Origin of the sequence: Psychroserpens mesophilus (assembly GCF_000826645.1) — a bacterium.
Lineage (GTDB): Bacteria > Bacteroidota > Bacteroidia > Flavobacteriales > Flavobacteriaceae > Psychroserpens > Psychroserpens mesophilus.
Window position 1 is genome coordinate 230,845 of the sequence record NZ_JXJP01000020.1, and the last position, 18,318, is coordinate 249,162.

The window sequence follows — 18,318 nt, forward strand, 5'->3', positions numbered from 1 at the left end:
CAAGGGTGTACATTCGATTCCATTGATACTTTTCCATGGGTTGTGGTGTTTTTAGTTGATATTGTTTTTACCAATAGACAACATGTTAGCAAATAGGCGATAAGCTCCTGAAACTCCTGCTGGAAATTCTCTAAAAAAACTTAATCCGGTGTATATGTAATGTCCTTTACCATATTTAGCAACCAACAAACTACCAGTTTTAGCGGTTTCATCTTTATCGTTCATTGATAAAATAGGTATAAATTCGTCAGCCCATTCATTAGGAAAATATAGACCACGTTCTTGTGTCCAACCTTCAAAATCTTTAACAGTGATTTTATTTGGATAATTTAAAACTTCATGGTTTGAAGCCAGTAAGGTCACATCGGCAAACTCATCAGTCACTCGATCTCTTGATAATTTTAACTCATAAGGCGCTATGTTATCTACTTTCAATCGACGATTTGTATTGTATTGCACAATCATATTTCCGCCTTGAGCGACATAATCAAAAAGCAATTTCTGTTTAAACTTTAAAGTTTCGACAGTATTATAAGCCCTAATTCCTAGAACAACAGCATCAAAACCATTTAAGTTTTCTGCAGAAATATCTTCAGGATTTAAAATGGTGACATCATACCCAATCTGTCTAAGACTTTCTGGAACAACATCACCAGCACCTTCAATATAACCAATATTTTTACCACGTTTTTGAATGTCTAACCGAACAATTTTACTCTCACTTGGTAATAAAACGGTTTGAAACGGAATATGATCATAATCGATCTCAATCAGTTCTCTGGTATATATTTTTTCTCCTACGTGAACCAAAGGCGTTAAAAGTCCTTCACTTTGTTCTTTTGGAGGAATAATGGTAAAAGTTAGACGTTGTTCCTGACCACGATTAGCGATGCTTACTTTTTGTTTCTCTGGATAAACATTCCAATCATTAGGATGCGCTAATTGCACATAGCCTTCTAAATTATCTCGTCCGGCTTTTACAATCACTTCAATCTCGCGTTGAACATCAGAATCTAATATAATAACACCTTCCGAAATTTTTGCGGAAGCTTCAGGTATGATTTCAAAAGGTTTGTAAACCTCTCCTTTTACAGGATCATTTGTTTTGTAAACGATGGGTTTTGTATAAGATATATTTACATTTTCGATATTAAGATTAAAAACAACGTCCAAAGCACTTGGAGTTTCAGGCTTGCCAATTAGACTTTTGTCTGTAACAGCATACATCCCTAAACTGCCTTTTTTTCTTAGCCAGTAAGGAGTCGAAACATCTTGATTAGCATTGATTTTTATTGTTTCTTTAAAGTCGTAATCGGTATTATTATCTAATTTTAAGTTTTTATCAATTTGTATTTGGTTGGGATTAACAATACTACTTAATATAATATTTGAATCACTTCTGTTTATAACTTCGATATTTAAATTTATGGTTGAACCTGCCGCTGTATGATTCGTATCAGATGAAACTTCAAGATACAATCCAGCACAAGCAGCAATAATATCTTTAATCTCGTTGGTTTTAATGGTTTTCCAGTGCGAATCGTTTAAGTCTTGAATTGCTTTGTATGCTCTAACCAATTCTGGGATGGAAGCTGAAGGATTTTTAAAATCGTACTGATCTTGAACCGCATGTAAAATATCTCCAATAGCTTGTCCGCCTTCAATTCTATTCCAAGACGTATCAATGCCTTCAAAAATATTATCTCTATCAGAAGGTAAATTACCTTTTATTAATTCGATGTATTCAATTTGAGTACCTCGACTTCCAGTGCTACCAAATCCCTGAGACTTATGCTGACTTCTACTAAGTGCAGCAATTTCAGTATTACTTAATCCGCTACTTGGGAAATAAACGCCTGTATCAATTTCTAATAAGTTGGTTTTATCTGCTTTTTCAAAATTTTCTTCACTTCCATAAAACCACCAAGACGTATTAAAAAACAATCGTTTTGGTTGCCATGTATCGACAGAAGATAATTGATTTGGATAGGAATTTTTATCACCAACCAAATCAAAAGCTTCAATACTTAGCATCGCTGAACTCGTATGGTGACCATGAGTTGTTCCAGGATTCCTATGATTAAATCGGTTGATGATGACATCTGGTTTGAATTTTCTAATGGCTAAAACCACATCATTTAACACTTCTTCTTTGTTCCAGATGGCCAGTGTTTCATCTGGATGTTTTGAATAGCCAAAATCGTTAGCTCTAGTAAATAATTGTTCGCCACCATCAGTGCGTCTAGCTGCTAATAATTCTTGAGTTCTGATAACACCAAGTAATTCTCTAATTTCGGGACCAACGAGATTTTGTCCACCATCGCCTCTGGTTAGAGAAAGATATGCTGTTCGTGCTTTAACTTCATTAGACATGAAGGAGATGAGTCGTGTGTTTTCATCATCAGGATGAGCAGCAACGTATAAAACTGAACCTAAAAAATTTAATTTTTTTATAGATTCATAAATCTCTGATGAGGTTGGTTTTTTGGGTTGTTGCGCGAAAGAAAATAATGAGGTTAGTAGAAATACTACTATAAAATGTAAATGTCTTTGCATAATAGATTAGTTAGCTAAAACTCAAATATAGCAAAGTAATCTAGGCAAATAGTTTGTTTTAATGTTTCTTTAACTTTAAAGAATTTAGTCTTTATGAATCACAAAAATGGCAGGACGTTTATGCAAATCAATATTTACATGTTTCCATTCATTAACCGTTAGCGTTTTAATGTATTCTGTTGGTAATGTAATATCACAAGCGATACAAACTCTGGTTTGAGGATGCAGTGCATTACAAATGTCTTCAATGATTTTGTTGTTTCTGTAAGGTGTTTCAATAAAAAGTTGCGTTTGATTTTGCTCAAACGAAATGCGTTCCATCTTTTTTAGAGCCGCTTTTCGTTCGGCTTTGTCTATTGGAATGTAACCATTAAAAGCGAAACTCTGGCCATTCATTCCTGAACTCATCAAGGCCAAAATAATTGAGGATGGTCCAACGAGTGGTACAACCTGAATATTGTTTTCGTGAGCTAACTTAACGATATCTGCTCCAGGATCTGCTATTCCTGGGCAACCAGCTTCAGAGAGCAAGCCCATAGATTTTCCTTGGATACATGTGTCAAGAAAACGTTGAATTTCTTCAGGTTGGGTGTATTTATTTAAAATCTCGAATTTTAGAATCGACTGCTGTTTTCTGGAATCAACTTTTTTTATGAATCGTCTTGCAGTCTTTTCATTTTCAACAATGTAGTCGTCAACAATTTCAATAATTTTTTTTACTGAAATCGGTAACACTTCCAAAGGTGGATTGTCTCCTAGCCGCGTTGGAATAAGGTAAAGCTTTCCTTTATTAGTATGCATTAACAATTAATTTACAACCAATTTTTTAACTGTAGTTGTGTTGTTGCTAATTTCAATTTTAACAAGATATATGCCTTTACTTAAAAAAGAAATATCGATATTTTTATCAGACACAGAAATGTTTTGTTGTGAAAGCAACATACTTCCTTTCAAATCTGTTATAGATATTGAGTTAATAGTATTATTATCAGAATTAATGTTAAGATTATCTGAAGCAGGATTAGGAGTCATGGTCACTTTTTGTTCTTCAAATTCAGGAACTGATAAAATACTCCCTTGAACCCTGTGAATACTACCCGTAATATCTGCAATATACATTTCTTTGTCCATATCTTCTCCAAACGATACCCAAAACCCGTTATCAAAGTTTCCTTGATTTACTAGATTATTAGAAGAATCTACTGTGCCAAGTTCTCCATTTCCAGTGGTAGCAAAAATGTATACACCAAATATATCGCTGTAAACACTTCCTCTGTAAACTTGTCCACCTGCTACATTACAAAAGCATGGAGGAATTGGGTATTCAGCGACTGGAAATGTGAGTTCTCCAGCTGAAGGACATCCAGTGGTGTTATAGGTATTTGAGCCTTCATAGCATCTCCATCCAAAGTTGTAGCCAACCGGAGTGACAGCAACTCTGTTGATTTCTTCAGTAGTATTTTGACCAACATCTCCAATCCACATTTCGTTGGTATCTGGATCAATAGAAAATCTCCAAGGATTTCTTAAGCCATAAGCCCATATTTCATCTAAAGCATTAGGATCTCCAACAAAGGGATTGTCGGAAGGTATTGCATAGTTATTTCCGTTTTCAGCATTATCAACATCAATTCTTAATATTTTTCCTAGTAATTCCATTAAGTTCTGAGATCTGTTTCCAGGATCACCACCAGCACCACCATCACCTGTTGAGATATAAAGATAACCATCAGCAGGACCAAAATGTAAATCGCCACCATTATGATTGCTGTATGGTTGTAGTATTGTCATTAAGATAAGTTCAGATGTTGGGTCAGCAATGTTTGCCGAGCTTCTCGTAAATCGTGAAATAACGGTATCTCCAGAATTATTAGTATAATTTACATAAAAGTAACCGTTAGATGCATAATTAGGATGAAATGCTAGTGATAGTAATCCTTGTTCGCCTCCACTAGTAATCCTTGAATCGATATCTAAAAAAGGAGTAGTATTAGTAGTGCCATCTGAATTTAAAATTTTGATAACTCCATCTTGTTCTACGATAAATAATCTGTCATCGCCAGCATTTCTAATACATAAAGGGTCTGAGAAACCATCAGCAAATAATTCTAATTGAACAACCTGGGAAAAGCTAAATGCGTAAATCATACACATTAAACATAGGGTAATTTTTTTCATAACATTATAATTTTTTAGGCTCTTTTGTGCTAAAAATACAAAAAAACTAATAATTGGTTAGAGAAAATTCCTATAAACCAGACTTTTGTAATTTTTCTGAAAGGGAATGGCATGCTTTTTCTAACAGTTCAAAAACATTTTGGAAGTCTGACATATCGCCATAATAAGGATCAGGAACATAGGTATGTTTGTTGGAATGATTTCCTTCAAGAATGCATTTAACTTTAGCAATGTCGTCTGAGTTTCTAGCTAAAGCGATAACATTTTGATAATTGGAATCATCCATAGTGAAAATGTAATCAAATGTATCAAAATCAGATACATTGAATTGTCTTCCACGTTGATTAGAAATATCGATGCCATTAGATTTTGCGATTGCTATAGAGCGATGATCTGGAGCATCACCAACATGGTAATTAGCCGTTCCGGCAGAATCTACAAAAAAGGTATCAGAAGGTAATTTTGATTGTAAAATACCATGTGCTAATGGTGATCGACAAATATTGCCCAAACAAACCATTAAAATACGAGTCATAGTAAATTTTTATAAAGATAATTTCTTAGAAAGGTCTTCGACATACTTCCGAAATTGCTTGTCGGTTGATGATAGGTTATCTACAGTTTTGCAAGCATGAAGAACTGTCGCGTGATCTCGCTTTCCAATTTGAGAACCTATACTTGCTAGTGAAGCCTTAGTGTATTTTTTAGCAAAAAACATCGCTAATTGTCTTGCCTGAACAATATGACGTTTACGTGTTTTTGATTGTAATGTGCTGACATCCATTTGGAAATAATCTGAAACGACTTTTTGAATGTAATCGATAGATACTTCGCGCTTGGTGTTCTTTACAAATTTCTCAACAATTTCTTTTGCAAGATTTACCGTAATTTCTTTTTTGTTGAACGATGATTGTGCAATTAATGAGATAATAGCGCCTTCTAATTCACGCACGTTAGTTTTAATGTGCTTGGCAACATATTCAATAATGTCATCAGGCATTTCAACACCATCACGATACAATTTGTTCTTTAAAATAGAGACTCTAGTTTCAAAATCCGGACTTTGAAGCTCTGCAGAAAGTCCCCATTTGAAACGTGATAACAAACGTTGTTCAATATCCTGCATATCAACAGGAGCTTTATCACTTGTTAAAATGACTTGCTTTCCGTTTTGATGTAAATGATTAAAAATATGGAAGAATACGTCCTGAGTTCCAGATTTTCCTGATAAGAATTGAACATCATCAATAATTAAAACATCAATAATTTGGTAGAAGTGAATAAAATCATTTCTATTATTCTTTTTAACGGAATCTATATATTGTTGCGTAAATTTTTCTGCGGAAATATATAAAACGGTTTTTTCAGGATACTTATCTTTTATGTCAACTCCAATAGCATGAGCTAAATGAGTTTTACCTAAGCCGACACCTCCAAAAATCAATAACGGATTGAAAGATGTACCTCCAGGCTTATTTGCAACTGCTAATCCAGCGTTTCTCGCTAATCTATTCGAATCACCTTCTAAGAAGTTTTCAAAACTGTAGTTAGGATTCAATTGAGATTCAATCTTAACGTTACGAATGCCAGGAATTATGAACGGATTTTTTAATTCAGGATTTTTATTGTTTAGAGGAACATCAACATCTTGAGATTTCATTGCGCCTCTGTTTGAACTTGGAATTTTTTCTGTAAATGGTTGTTTGTTACCATAGGTATTTTCCATTTTAATAACATAAACCAATTTTGCGGTTTCGCCCAATTGTTTTGTAAGAGCTACTTTAAGAATCTTTACGTAATGCTCTTCAAGCCATTCATAGAAAAATTTACTTGGTACCTGAATGCTCAACGCGTTGTCAGAAAGTTTAACTGCTATTATTGGCTCAAACCATGTTTTATAGGCTTGAGGTTGAATATTGTCCTTTATAAAAGACAGGCAGTTATTCCAAACCGATTGCGCAGTTATGTCCATTCTCTAAGTGTAATTTTTTTGTTGTTAGTTAGTTAGCAAAAAAAAGAGAAATTCGAGTTTCTCTGGGTTGATTTTTACATGACAAATATGTGAACAAAATTTTTAATAAAAAAATCAAAAGGGGTTGATTTTCTAGAATTTTTTCCTCATGTTTAAATCGTGTCGAATTTACAAAAAAAATATCAATAACGATGACAAATCCTATTAAAGCTGACGAAATACAATTTAGAGTACGTTATGGTGAAACCGATCAAATGGGAGTTGTCTATCATGGCAATTATGCACAGTATTTTGAAATGGGACGAACTGAATGGTTGCGTAAAATGGGTTTTTCCTACAAACAAATGGAAGCGGAAGGAATAATGCTTCCTGTAGTTAGTTTGACTGTAAATTACAAAAAGTCAGCTTGTTATGATGATCTCATTAAAGTAAAAACTAAACTCGTAAAAAAACCCACAGCAAAAATTGAATTTGAATATGAAATTTTAAATGAGAATGATGAAATTTTAACGACCGGAAATTCTGTTTTGGTATTTATGGACATTCATAAGAATCGACCTACAAGATGTCCCGATTATATTTTAGACAAACTGCAAATTTAATCGTTCAACGTTTTGATGTCAATTTCATAAAGATGATCAAAGATTTCATAAATGGATGTGGCCTCTTTAAGTCGTACTGAAATTATAAGTTCACATCGCAATTCTAAAGTTTGATTTATGACATTTAATTTTTTTTCTTTTACAATGCGCATGACTGTATTCATGTTTTTGTAATCAAAAGTGATAACGTATTTGACATTGATTGTTCTAGTTACAATTTTTGAAGCCTCTAAAGCCATTTGTGCTCCAGTTCTATATGCATTTATCAAACCACTTACTCCTAACTTAATACCACCAAAATAACGTACCACTACGATTAATACGTTGGTGACCTCAAACGATTGTATTTGTCCGTAAATTGGCATTCCTGCACTATTATTAGGTTCGCCATCGTCATTCGCTCTAAAATTGTATTCATTTTCAGACTTCCCTAATTGATAAGCATAACACCAGTGTCGTGCTTGGTGGTGCTGCTTTTTGAGATCTTCAAGATGCGTTTTAACTTCTTCTTCAGTAGTGACTGGAAAGGCATAACCGTAAAATTTACTGTTTTTATCTTTAAAAAGAACTTCAGGAGATGCCTTTACAATAGTTTTATAAGTATCTTTTTCTATCATTTATGACAAAGTTACTAATACGATTGAAACAATGGCTAATCCAATCCCAAACCAATTTGTTTTAGATATGGTTTCTTTAAAAACCATGAGACCTACAAGTGTAGTAACCATAACTATTGCCACATTATTTACTGTAAATAAAGTCGAGCTTTCTAAACTTTCATGGTTAAGTGCTTTTAATAAATAGTAAATAGAGAAGTAATTTACAATACCTAAAATGCTTCCGGCAACAAGTGTTTTTAGGGTAAATCTAATTGGTGTTTTAATGGACTTATAAGTAAGAATACTCAATCCAATTACAAATGCAAATGCAAAAATAGATGCCGAGAATATGGGGATTCCATTTTCTGAAACATAGGAGGTTTCCAGGTATTTAATAGATGTGTCAATAATGCCTGAGCCAAAAAATAAAACGATAGGCAACCAAAGCCCTTTAGTAACATTAGTGGTAGTTTTTGCTCTTACTGAGGTTAGATACACTGCGACTAATGCTAATAAAATTCCAATAATTTTTTGAGCTCCAACACCTTCGTTATAAACATATATCCCAAAAATCACCGGAATAATAACACTCATTTTAGATGCTACAGAAGCTACTGAGAGTCCGTTGCGCTGAGCAGTAAGAGCCATAACATTAAAAATAGCTATAAAAAGAAAGCCCAAGGCAACGGCACCAAAAAGCCATTGCGAATCTGCAATCTCTTTAATGTTAAAAGGTTTATCGTAGCTCCATACACCAAACAAGCAAGCTGCAAAATAATTCACTACAATAGCTTGAAGCGTGTTAATATTATAACGATCAAGAAGTTTAAAAACGATAAATATGAGTGTAGAAGCCGTTATGCTTAATAGTAGGTATATCAAAACAGGTCTTTTTTTATAGCAAATAAATTGGTGATATCTTCTTTGGTTTCGTCAATATTCCAGACATGAATTCCCAGTTTAGAAGCTGCATCAGTATTTTCTTTGGTGTCATCTATGAACAAGCATTCTTGAGCAATTAGATCATTCTGATTTAAAACAAAATGGTAAATATCTGTATTCGGTTTTCTTAGATTGATTTCATGAGATAAATAAAATTGATCAAAACAAGCTTTAAAATCTTCATAAAACACGACATGATCCTTGACCCAATTGATATGTATGTCGTTCGTATTGCTTAATAAGATTAAGTTATACTTGTTTTCTTTTTTTAGGTTTTTAAGAAATTTTAATCGTGCTTCTGGAAAGTCTCTTAAAATGAAATTCCATGCTTCAATGATGGTTTCTTTTGAAAGTTTCGGAAAATTATCAGTATAAAATTCTATAAATTCTTCTGAAGAAATCAATCCTTGCTCATATAATGTGTTGATAGCAATGAGATCTTCAGGAAATTCATCCAATTCAAAAAGTGTGAGGGCATTTTGCATTGCACCAGCCTTGTCTAGATTGATGAAGACATCACCGAAATCGAATATAATTGTTTTAATTTTCATTTTTATTTTGTCAGATCGAGCGCAGTCGAAATCTAATTTTTAATGTCAGATTAATACCACTCGACAGCGCTCGAGGTGACATTTTAAGTGTTTTTATAATAGGTTAATGTATCATCGATAATTGATACTTCTGATAAAAGCTTACCTGTAAAATTAGGAGCCTTGATTCCTGTTGCAAATTTAGATGTTCCAGTAAAAATACGAGCTTCATCCCAAAGGTTTTCATCAATAAATGATTGAAGTGTTTTTAATCCACCTTCAACAATGACTGAAGTAATGTTCTTTGAATGTAAAAAATGACAAATTTCTTGTGCTAAAGGTTTATTGAAATTGACTTCATTTTCAGAAATAATAAGGGTTTCACTTTTATTGTCAAAGACTGAATAATTTTTGGGTAATGCATTTGTCTTATCAATCACAACTCTAATAGGATGCTTTCCAGACCAATCTCTAACGGTTAAACTTGGGTTGTCCTCTAAAACGGTATTGGTCCCAACTAAAATTGCTTGTTCTTCAGCTCTCCATTTATGAACCAGTTGTCTAGAAAAGGTATTGGTAATCCAAACAGGTTCTTTTTTGTCTTTTGTGGCTGGAGCAATAAATCCGTCACTCGTTTCAGCCCATTTTAAAATGATATAAGGACGTTTTTTGTTGTGAAACGTGAAAAAGCGTTTGTGATGTGATTTACATTCGGCTTCTAAAATACCAACAGTAACGTTGCATCCACTAGCTTTAAGTTTAGCAATACCTTTTCCGGAAACTTCAGGATTATCATCAATACAGCCAATCACGACATTCGGAATTTGATGTTTAATAATTAAATCGGAGCAAGGTGGTGTTTTTCCGAAGTGTGAACACGGTTCAAGCGTGACATAAAGTGTAGCTTGTTTTAGTAAGGCTTTGTTTTTTACTGAATGAATCGCATTTACTTCAGCATGATTACCACCATAAGCACTTGTATATCCTTCACCAATGATTTTATCATTATGCACAATTACAGCACCAACCATCGGATTTGGAGCAGTGATGCCCAAACCATTTATGGCGATATCCATACAGCGTTTTATGTAGATTTCGTGTGTTGTCAACTAAAATTTTATTTTAATATCTTCCGTTTTATCAACAGTATATGTGTGTGAGAATCCAAAGACCTTATATTTAATATCACCTTTGTATTGTACGTTTATGGTTTTGCTGAAAATACTTCCTAACAAACTGCTTAAATTTTTATCACTTAGTAAACTGTCTGTTGGCACATTTGCTGTTAAAGGAATAGAAAATTCTTTTTTTGCAGGAACCTCGAAAGATTCCGTTGATACTGAAGCCATTTCGTTACCATTGACAAACACTTTAATTTCATCCGTTTTTAGTTCGCCTCCAATATCATTGGGATTCATAAATAAAGCATCTGCAGTTAAGGTTATGGTGCTGCTTGTAGATTTTAAAACTTTAATATTTTCAACACGTAAAAATTCGGGTTTTTCTTTTACCGAACAGGATATAAGAGTAGCCAGTAGTGTTGATAAGATTATAAGCTTCTTCATACTTACTTTTTTAGATTTATACTATCTTCACAGAGCAAAAATACGACTATAAAGTGAGCAAAGATACTATTGTTATACGAGAAATTCTTCCAGAGGACAATCCGCAAATAGAGGCAGTGATTAAAGGGTGTTTTCCTGAATTTAAAATTCCATTAAAAGGAACTGCTTACGAAGATGCCGAAACCCCTTTTATGTATGAATCTTATCAAGGTGAGCGAGAGGTTTATTATGTGGTTGCCAGTGCTTCTGAAGTTTTTGGAGGAGCAGGTATTAAGCAACTCAAAGGTTACAATGGCGATGTATGTGAACTTCAGAAAATGTATTTTTCGCCAAAAATTAGAGGTAAAGGCTACGGAAAACAACTTTTTGAGATTTGTCTGAAAGCTGCTAAAGATTTCGGATTTGCATCTTGTTATCTCGAAACGGCTTCACAACTAAAAGCTGCCATTCATATTTATGAAGACTTCGGATTTGAGCATTTAACAAAACCTTTAGGAAATACAGGACATTATTCATGTGGTGTCTGGATGACCAAACAATTATGAGGTTAAAAGCAATGCTTAAACAATTTCATTCTGTATTGGATGAAAATTATGGAAAAGAGGAAGTCAATGCATTTTTCGATGTATTAATGGAGCATCATTTAAATGATAAACGAATTCAATTGGTTCTAAATCCTGATTACACGATAACCAGTGCGCAAGAGCAATTGTTTTTAAATGCTCTAAATGATTTAAATAACCATATTCCTATACAATATATAATAGGTGAAACGGAATTTTACGGATTGCCTTTTAAAGTCAGTAAGCACACCTTAATTCCGAGATCAGAAACGGAAGAGTTGGTTAGTTTTATAATTGAAGATGTCACTTCGAGCACAGTTGAGAAGTCTATAAAAATCCTTGATATAGGAACAGGAACAGGTTGTATTGCTATTTCTTTAGCGAATAATCTTCCAGAAGCAAATGTTCATGCTTTAGATGTTTCTGAAGATGCTCTACGAGTAGCGAAGCAAAATGCTAAATTGAACGAAGCAACTATTGAATTTATCCATGATGATATTTTAAATCCGAGTCATGCTGTACTTATTTCAGTATCTCACACATTTGACATAATTGTTTCCAATCCGCCTTACGTTAGAAACCTAGAAAAAGCAGAAATTAAACCGAATGTCCTCGAAAACGAGCCACATTTAGCATTGTTTGTAGATGATGAGAATCCGTTACAGTTTTATAAAGCCATTTGTGAGTTTGCTCAAATCCATCTAAAAACAGGAGGAGCCTTATATTTTGAAATCAATGAGTATTTAGGACAAGAGATGGTTCAGCTTCTTCAGGGTTTTGGTTTCAAATCCATACAATTGAAAACCGATATCTTTGGTAAAGATCGAATGATTAAAGCTGTGAAATTAGTTGAATAAAAAACTGATAAAAAGATTTAAAACTGCAATAATTTTGACGTGCGTTTTAGTAAATTAGAAGCTTTAAAACAGAGTAAATATAATTTTTTCACGACAATTTTAATGAGTATAGAAACACAAATCCAATCCCTTCGAAACGAGTTACGCGAACACAATTATAACTATTACGTATTAGATAATCCTACTATTGAAGATTTTGAGTTTGATATGAAACTCAAGCAGCTTCAGGAGTTGGAGGCTAAACATCCTGAGTTTTATGATCCTAATTCGCCGAGTTTACGTGTTGGAGGGGAAATCACCAAGAATTTTGAGACCGTTGTGCACGAACATCGTATGTATTCTTTGGATAATTCGTACTCTAAAGACGATTTATTAGATTGGGAAAAGCGTATTGAAAAGATTATCGATGGAACTGTTGAATTTGTATGCGAACTAAAATATGATGGAGCTTCAATCAGCTTAACCTATGAAAACGGAAGTTTAGTTAGAGCAGTCACCAGAGGAGATGGTACACAAGGTGATGATGTGACAGCAAATGTAAAAACGATAAAATCGGTGCCTTTGCAACTCAAAGGCGATTATCCCGATAAGTTTGATATTCGAGGTGAAATTGTGTTGCCGTTTGAAGGATTTTTTAAGATGAATGAAGAACGACTTGAAGCAGGTGAAGAGCCGTATCGAAATCCCAGAAATACGGCTTCAGGAAGTTTAAAATTGCAAGATAGTTCTGAAGTTGCCAAACGACCTTTAGATTGTTTGTTGTATAGTATTAAAGGTCGAAATTTAGGGTTTTCTACACAATTTGAAAGCTTAGAGAAAGCCAGGAAAATGGGATTTAAAGTACCTGAAGCTGCAAAATTAGCCAGATCTGTTTATGAGGTTTTAGAATTTATAGCGTATTGGGATGTGCATCGTCATAATTTACCTTATGAAACCGATGGTGTTGTGATTAAAGTGAATAGTTTGCAACAGCAAGAGGAATTAGGTTATACAGCAAAAGCACCTCGTTGGGCAATGGCTTACAAGTTTAAAGCTGAGCAGGTCTCAACTCGATTAAATGAAATTACCTATCAGGTGGGTCGAACAGGAGCTATAACTCCAGTGGCAAATTTAGAGCCTGTAGAATTAGCTGGAACAACCGTAAAACGTGCATCATTGCATAATGCAGATCAAATTGAAAAACTAGACATTAGGGAAGGCGATGAAGTGTATGTTGAAAAAGGAGGTGAGATTATTCCGAAGATTATAGCTGTAGATTTAAGTAAACGTCCATTACATTCTAAACCTACGCAATATATTTCCCATTGTCCGGAATGTCACACCGAACTAGAAAGACAAGAAGGTGATGCCAAGCATTATTGTCCGAATTACAATGGTTGTAAACCACAAATTATTGGAAGGATTCAGCATTTTATATCGAGAAAGGCAATGGATATTGAAGGTTTGGGTGGAGAAACTGTTGCATTATTAGTGAATGAAGGCTTGATTACTAATTATTCAGATTTATACGATTTAAAAAAGGAAGATGTTTTGCCACTAGAGCGTATGGCTGAAAAAAGTGCTGAAAACCTTATTAATGGGATTGAAGCTTCAAAACAAGTGCCTTTTGAACGCGTGTTATTTGCTTTAGGAATTCGATATGTTGGTGAAACAGTTGCAAAAAAACTCGCAAAACATTACAAAAGTATTGATGCGATTGCTAAGGCTTCAGTTGAAGATTTAGTAGCTGTAGATGAAATAGGAGAGCGCATTGCTCAAAGTGTTGTTGAGTTCTTTTCTACTGAAGAGAATATAAATTATTTGAATAAATTGAGAGACAACGGACTTCAGTTAGAGTTGTCAGCTGAAAAACTAGCCAATCAAACCGATAAATTGAAAGGGCTGTCTATTGTTGTTTCGGGAGTTTTTGAAACGGTATCCAGAACAGAACTCAAAAAACTAATTGAAGATAATGGAGGTAAAGTGTCCTCTGCAATATCATCTAAAACTAATTACCTTGTGGCTGGAGATAATATGGGACCAAGCAAACGAGCCAAAGCTGAAACACTAAATATCCCAATACTTACTGAGTTTGATTTTTTAAGCATGGTTAAGTAAATACTTACAAATAAATGTATTTTATCGATTAAATAAGATTTTAATCGTTTAATTATTACGATTTTTTATATTTGCTATGTTATTAATTCAACTGATATATGCAAATAGGGAAATTTTTAGGGTTAATTATATTGGTCCTTAGTTTGTTTTTTCTCGGATTACAATTTAAAGGTCTGGAAATTGAAGCCGCTGGAGTTAGGGCTTTAGCTGTGACTTTGCTTTTGTTCTTATATGTTTTAAGAATTAAAGATAAGCATCCTTTTTTTCTGTTATTTTTAATCTTCTTTGCAATTTCGGAAATTCTCAATTATGTGACATGGGTTGTAGATATAGATATTTCTTCCGAAATCGACTATTTCTATTATGTAGGTAATTCACTTTATATAATAGCTTACTTTTTCTTAATAGCTAGAATTGCTGTTGATATGAATTTCAGAAAAGCATTTTTAAAATTTCCTGTTCAAATTGGCTTGTTAGCAATTCTGGGGTTATTTTTTGTGTATTTTGTTTCAGATACGACAAGAAAAGAACTCACAATTAATGAGTATTATTTGGAACTACTTTATAATGCAGTCGTGATGTTTTTAATGGCTATTGCTCTTGTAAATTATATGTATAGAGATGATAAAAAATCTATGAATTTGTTGATTGGAACAATATGCATTATGTTTTCTGAAGTGATCCAACTGGCTTACTTTTATATAGCAGCTGACTTTAATTTGCTTAATGTGTTGTGCTCTATGTTTTTAGTGTTTGCCTTTTTATTCTTTTACTTACAATCACGATTAAAGCACAGGAAAATTATGGACTACCAACAGCAGCATCAGGATATTCATATTGAAAGTTAAAAGCGTTTACCAATTATAGGAATGTCTTTCCTGTAAATAAATGCAATACTTGCTGAAATCATAAATGTTACTATAGCTGTACCAAATAAAACTCCACCATCTCCATTAATTTCAATTCCCAATTTGGTAAGATGCATCATAATTGCACCACCAATAACACCTAATGTTAGAAGAGCTCCAGCCCAAGCAGTTTTTTTAAACAGCAATAACAGTCCTGCAAGTAGTTCAACAATCCCTATTATTATTCTGCCCATAGGTTCTAATCCCACTTTTGTAAAAATATAAACACTATCCGGATGCGATGTAAATTTAAATCGTAAGGTTTGAATTAAAATAATCGCTACTATAATTCTCAAAATTAACGGAAAATATCTTGTCATGATCTCTAGTGTGGTTTCAACTTTAGACGAAAGACGATATGAAAACTACCAAAACAGGATGAAATCATCATAATAATCGATAAAAAGTAATAAAAAACCGTTAAAGTGTAATATTTTTTATATATTTGCTTACCTACTTATTAGAATTATCATGAAAAAAGCCCACAAATTCACACCAAATTTGATTATGGTCATCGTGCTTGCAGTCATAGTTTCTTGCTCTGCAGTAGCTACGTATTTTGATTCTATCATGGTTCCTAAAACGGTTAAATTGATAACAGTTACCATTTTAATGACCTTTTACTTTTGTCAGTTGGATAAAATGGCAAATGTATTTTTGACTACATTTCTATTGTTCTTTATAGGAGATGCTTTTGCTGTGTTTAGCTTTGGTGAAATCATGCTAAAACTCTCTAAAAGCATGTATATTGGTGCATACCTTCTTTTAATTTTTGTATTGCTTGGTAAAGTGAAGAAAATTAAGTTTAATGGATTAGTATCGGTCTATTTGATTCTTGTACTCGTTCTAAATTCTTATTTTTTATATGTATTATATGAAGTTGCCAAAGATCATTTTGTTGACGAAGTAAACCTGGTACTTTATATATGTCACGGCGTTACCTTGATCGCATTAACATATTTTTCTTTTGCTGTTTATTTGAGTAAAGAAACCGGACAATCAATCACCTTTTTATTAATGGTTTTTTGTTTTGTGTTTTCTGATGTACTAGATTACATAAATACCTTATATATTTATTACTGGTTATTTGAAGCTTTTGAAAGAGCGCTTCATATTGGTGGTTTGTTTTTATTATATAAATATGTGTATGATCATCACACCTTAGCTAAAAACGAGAAGAAAATGAATTTAAGTGAATACTTTATTACGACATCCCAACAATTAAGAGATATTAAAGTAGAAGGATCATTTGAATAATATAGCTATACTATAATAGACGTTCCGTTGGCTGATTTGTTTTTATCGGAATCAAAATAAAAATCAATTTTACCCAAATTAATTCCATAACATCCAACCTGATTGACTAAAGTGTTTTTGCCTTCCAGATTTTTTACAATGGTAGGTTTGTCTAAGAATGTATGTGTGTGACCACCAATAATCAAATCAATGTCTTTAGTTGCTTCAGCGAGTTTTAAATCACTTATTTTATCTGGTAAATGCGAATAGTTATAACCTAAGTGCGACAAGCAAATGATAAGATCGCATTGTTCGTCTTCTTTCAAAATACGACTCATGTCTTGTGCAGATTCTACAGGATCATTATAAACTGTTTCCTTGTATAAGTTCTTATCCACTAATCCTTGGAGTTCAACTCCTAATCCGAAAACCCCTATTTTAATGCCATTTTTAACAATGATTTTATAAGGCTCAACATGAGAATCCATTATGGTATTTGAAAAATCATAATTGGCAGAAACGAAGTCGAAGTCTGCATGAGGTAATTGCGCGAAAAGTCCGTCAATACCATTATCAAAATCGTGATTTCCAATAGTTGCGACATCATACTTCAGCATGCTCATAAGTTTAAATTCTAACTCTCCTCCATAATAATTAAAGTATGGTGTGCCTTGAAAGATATCACCTGCATCTAGTAATAAGGTGTTAGGATTTTCTTTTCTGATAGATTCGATTAAACTTGCTCTTCTTGCCACGCCACCTTTATTTGGATTACGACCATCTTCAGGACCAAATGGATCAATGTGACTATGCACATCATTGGTATGAAGTACAGTAATCTTTTTTTGTGACGATTTAAATGAAGATAATCCAATACCTCCAAGTCCGATTAAAGCTGAAGCTGCAGCTGTTTGTTGAATAAAGTCTCTTCGTTTCATTAGGCTATTGTTTTGTCTGATAAAATCGGTCGTCAATTACTGGTGCTATCGTGTCTTTTTTAGTAAAATAATCGATTAGAACATTTCTAATCTTATAATTTAGAACATAAAGGCTATCGTTGGGCTTAAAAAAGGTCATTCGGTCGCCACCACTGTACAAATAATCATTTGTAGCAACATTGTAAGTTAAATTTGCTTCAATAGGTTTGCCATTAACTAAAGCTGATTTTAGTTGAAGTTCCTCATCTATAACAATTTGTAAACCATGAACTGGATGCGCTCGTTGTTCTCTCACCAGATAATCTACAAGTTCATTTACCTTAGAGCCTTTCATTTTAACAACAACAACTGAATTTTCAAATGGCATCACATTGTAAGCTGTTCTTGTTGTAATGTTTCCTTTAGAAATTATAGCGCGAATTCCACCATGATTGAGCAGAACAAAATCGATATCTTGACCAGTTCTCGATTTAAATACAGGATTAGATTCTTCATAAACTGCATCAGCCATCATATTACCAATGGCAGTATTTAAATAACCATCTGCTTTTGAGTACGTATTTTTGGCATAAGAGATAACGCTATCAAGGCTTTTATTAATCTGTATCCTGTAAGGTTTAATGTAATCTTCAATAGATGGTTTGGTTTCAAGACTATCAGTTATTGCTATTTGCCGACCTTCAATTTTGTAAAGGTATTTCGACTTGCATGACGTTAATAGAATGAAGGTTAAGCATGTTAAAAGAAAGATGTTTTTCATAGGTGATTTATGCAA

19 protein-coding genes are annotated in these 18,318 nt (G+C 33.4%); 6 read left to right on the forward strand and 13 right to left on the reverse strand.

What is annotated here, in order from left to right; translation table 11 throughout:
- Positions 1 to 51: 51 nt before the first annotated feature.
- The 5 genes from TD18_RS13765 to dnaA form a co-directional block, all read right to left on the reverse strand.
- Positions 52 to 2,556, reverse strand: coding sequence for a PIG-L family deacetylase (locus tag TD18_RS13765; protein ID WP_040253669.1), 2,505 nt, complete (start codon positions 2,554 to 2,556; stop codon positions 52 to 54).
- 84 nt (positions 2,557 to 2,640) lie between these two features.
- Entirely contained in the window at positions 2,641 to 3,357 is a 717-nt protein-coding gene (locus TD18_RS13770; protein WP_040253671.1) for an SAM-dependent methyltransferase, read from the reverse strand.
- Positions 3,358 to 3,363: 6 nt separating this feature from the next.
- A complete protein-coding gene (locus tag TD18_RS13775; protein WP_040253673.1) occupies positions 3,364 to 4,734 on the reverse strand; it encodes a PQQ-dependent sugar dehydrogenase in 1,371 nt (456 codons plus the stop codon).
- A gap of 70 nt (positions 4,735 to 4,804) precedes the next feature.
- The gene (locus TD18_RS13780; RefSeq protein ID WP_040253676.1) at positions 4,805 to 5,269 is read right to left on the reverse strand and encodes a low molecular weight protein-tyrosine-phosphatase; all 465 of its coding nucleotides are present in this window, start codon (positions 5,267 to 5,269) and stop codon (positions 4,805 to 4,807) included.
- A gap of 9 nt (positions 5,270 to 5,278) precedes the next feature.
- Positions 5,279 to 6,706: a chromosomal replication initiator protein DnaA gene (dnaA, locus tag TD18_RS13785; protein WP_040253678.1), complete on the reverse strand. Its 1,428-nt coding sequence runs from the start codon at positions 6,704 to 6,706 to the stop codon at positions 5,279 to 5,281.
- 191 nt (positions 6,707 to 6,897) lie between these two features.
- Between dnaA and TD18_RS13790 the strand changes: the two genes are divergently transcribed.
- Positions 6,898 to 7,308, forward strand: coding sequence for an acyl-CoA thioesterase (locus TD18_RS13790; protein ID WP_052461190.1), 411 nt, complete (start codon positions 6,898 to 6,900; stop codon positions 7,306 to 7,308).
- Here TD18_RS13790 and TD18_RS13795 read toward each other — a convergent pair.
- The 5 genes from TD18_RS13795 to TD18_RS13815 form a co-directional block, all read right to left on the reverse strand.
- Entirely contained in the window at positions 7,305 to 7,925 is a 621-nt protein-coding gene (locus tag TD18_RS13795; protein WP_040253680.1) for an IMPACT family protein, read from the reverse strand. The two genes, TD18_RS13790 and TD18_RS13795, sit on opposite strands and share 4 nt — an antisense overlap.
- Positions 7,926 to 8,789 (reverse strand): DMT family transporter, encoded by an 864-nt coding sequence (locus TD18_RS13800; RefSeq protein ID WP_040253683.1) that lies wholly within the window; start codon positions 8,787 to 8,789, stop codon positions 7,926 to 7,928.
- Positions 8,786 to 9,400 carry an HAD family hydrolase gene (locus TD18_RS13805; RefSeq protein ID WP_040253685.1) on the reverse strand — a complete coding sequence of 205 codons (615 nt, stop codon included), beginning with the start codon at positions 9,398 to 9,400 and terminating at the stop codon, positions 8,786 to 8,788. The genes TD18_RS13800 and TD18_RS13805 overlap by 4 nt, the downstream gene beginning before the upstream one ends.
- Before the next feature lie 83 nt (positions 9,401 to 9,483).
- Positions 9,484 to 10,455 carry a bifunctional diaminohydroxyphosphoribosylaminopyrimidine deaminase/5-amino-6-(5-phosphoribosylamino)uracil reductase RibD gene (gene ribD / locus TD18_RS13810; RefSeq protein WP_040253687.1) on the reverse strand — a complete coding sequence of 324 codons (972 nt, stop codon included), beginning with the start codon at positions 10,453 to 10,455 and terminating at the stop codon, positions 9,484 to 9,486.
- Positions 10,456 to 10,488: 33 nt separating this feature from the next.
- Positions 10,489 to 10,944 carry an NDR1/HIN1-like protein gene (locus TD18_RS13815; protein ID WP_052461191.1) on the reverse strand — a complete coding sequence of 152 codons (456 nt, stop codon included), beginning with the start codon at positions 10,942 to 10,944 and terminating at the stop codon, positions 10,489 to 10,491.
- 53 nt (positions 10,945 to 10,997) lie between these two features.
- Between TD18_RS13815 and TD18_RS13820 the strand changes: the two genes are divergently transcribed.
- From TD18_RS13820 to TD18_RS13835, 4 genes are all read left to right on the forward strand, one after another.
- Entirely contained in the window at positions 10,998 to 11,489 is a 492-nt protein-coding gene (locus tag TD18_RS13820) for a GNAT family N-acetyltransferase (RefSeq protein WP_040253689.1), read from the forward strand.
- An 11-nt stretch (positions 11,490 to 11,500) separates the two neighbouring features.
- Entirely contained in the window at positions 11,501 to 12,364 is an 864-nt protein-coding gene (gene prmC, locus TD18_RS13825; protein WP_241480681.1) for a peptide chain release factor N(5)-glutamine methyltransferase, read from the forward strand.
- A 102-nt stretch (positions 12,365 to 12,466) separates the two neighbouring features.
- On the forward strand, positions 12,467 to 14,461 hold the full coding sequence (ligA, locus tag TD18_RS13830) for an NAD-dependent DNA ligase LigA (protein WP_040253694.1): 1,995 nt from the start codon (positions 12,467 to 12,469) through the stop codon (positions 14,459 to 14,461).
- Positions 14,462 to 14,559: 98 nt separating this feature from the next.
- The gene (locus TD18_RS13835; protein WP_040253696.1) at positions 14,560 to 15,309 is read left to right on the forward strand and encodes a hypothetical protein; all 750 of its coding nucleotides are present in this window, start codon (positions 14,560 to 14,562) and stop codon (positions 15,307 to 15,309) included.
- Here TD18_RS13835 and TD18_RS13840 read toward each other — a convergent pair.
- Positions 15,306 to 15,689, reverse strand: coding sequence for a DoxX family membrane protein (locus TD18_RS13840; protein WP_040253698.1), 384 nt, complete (start codon positions 15,687 to 15,689; stop codon positions 15,306 to 15,308). The two genes, TD18_RS13835 and TD18_RS13840, sit on opposite strands and share 4 nt — an antisense overlap.
- A gap of 151 nt (positions 15,690 to 15,840) precedes the next feature.
- Between TD18_RS13840 and TD18_RS13845 the strand changes: the two genes are divergently transcribed.
- Complete coding sequence (locus TD18_RS13845; RefSeq protein WP_040253700.1) at positions 15,841 to 16,626, forward strand: hypothetical protein; 786 nt, start codon at positions 15,841 to 15,843, stop codon at positions 16,624 to 16,626.
- Between the two features lie 5 nt (positions 16,627 to 16,631).
- Here TD18_RS13845 and TD18_RS13850 read toward each other — a convergent pair whose 3' ends face one another.
- Positions 16,632 to 17,543 (reverse strand): bifunctional metallophosphatase/5'-nucleotidase, encoded by a 912-nt coding sequence (locus TD18_RS13850; RefSeq protein ID WP_040253701.1) that lies wholly within the window; start codon positions 17,541 to 17,543, stop codon positions 16,632 to 16,634.
- A gap of 4 nt (positions 17,544 to 17,547) precedes the next feature.
- A complete protein-coding gene (locus tag TD18_RS13855) occupies positions 17,548 to 18,303 on the reverse strand; it encodes a 5'-nucleotidase C-terminal domain-containing protein (protein ID WP_040253704.1) in 756 nt (251 codons plus the stop codon).
- Positions 18,304 to 18,318 lie beyond the last annotated feature (15 nt).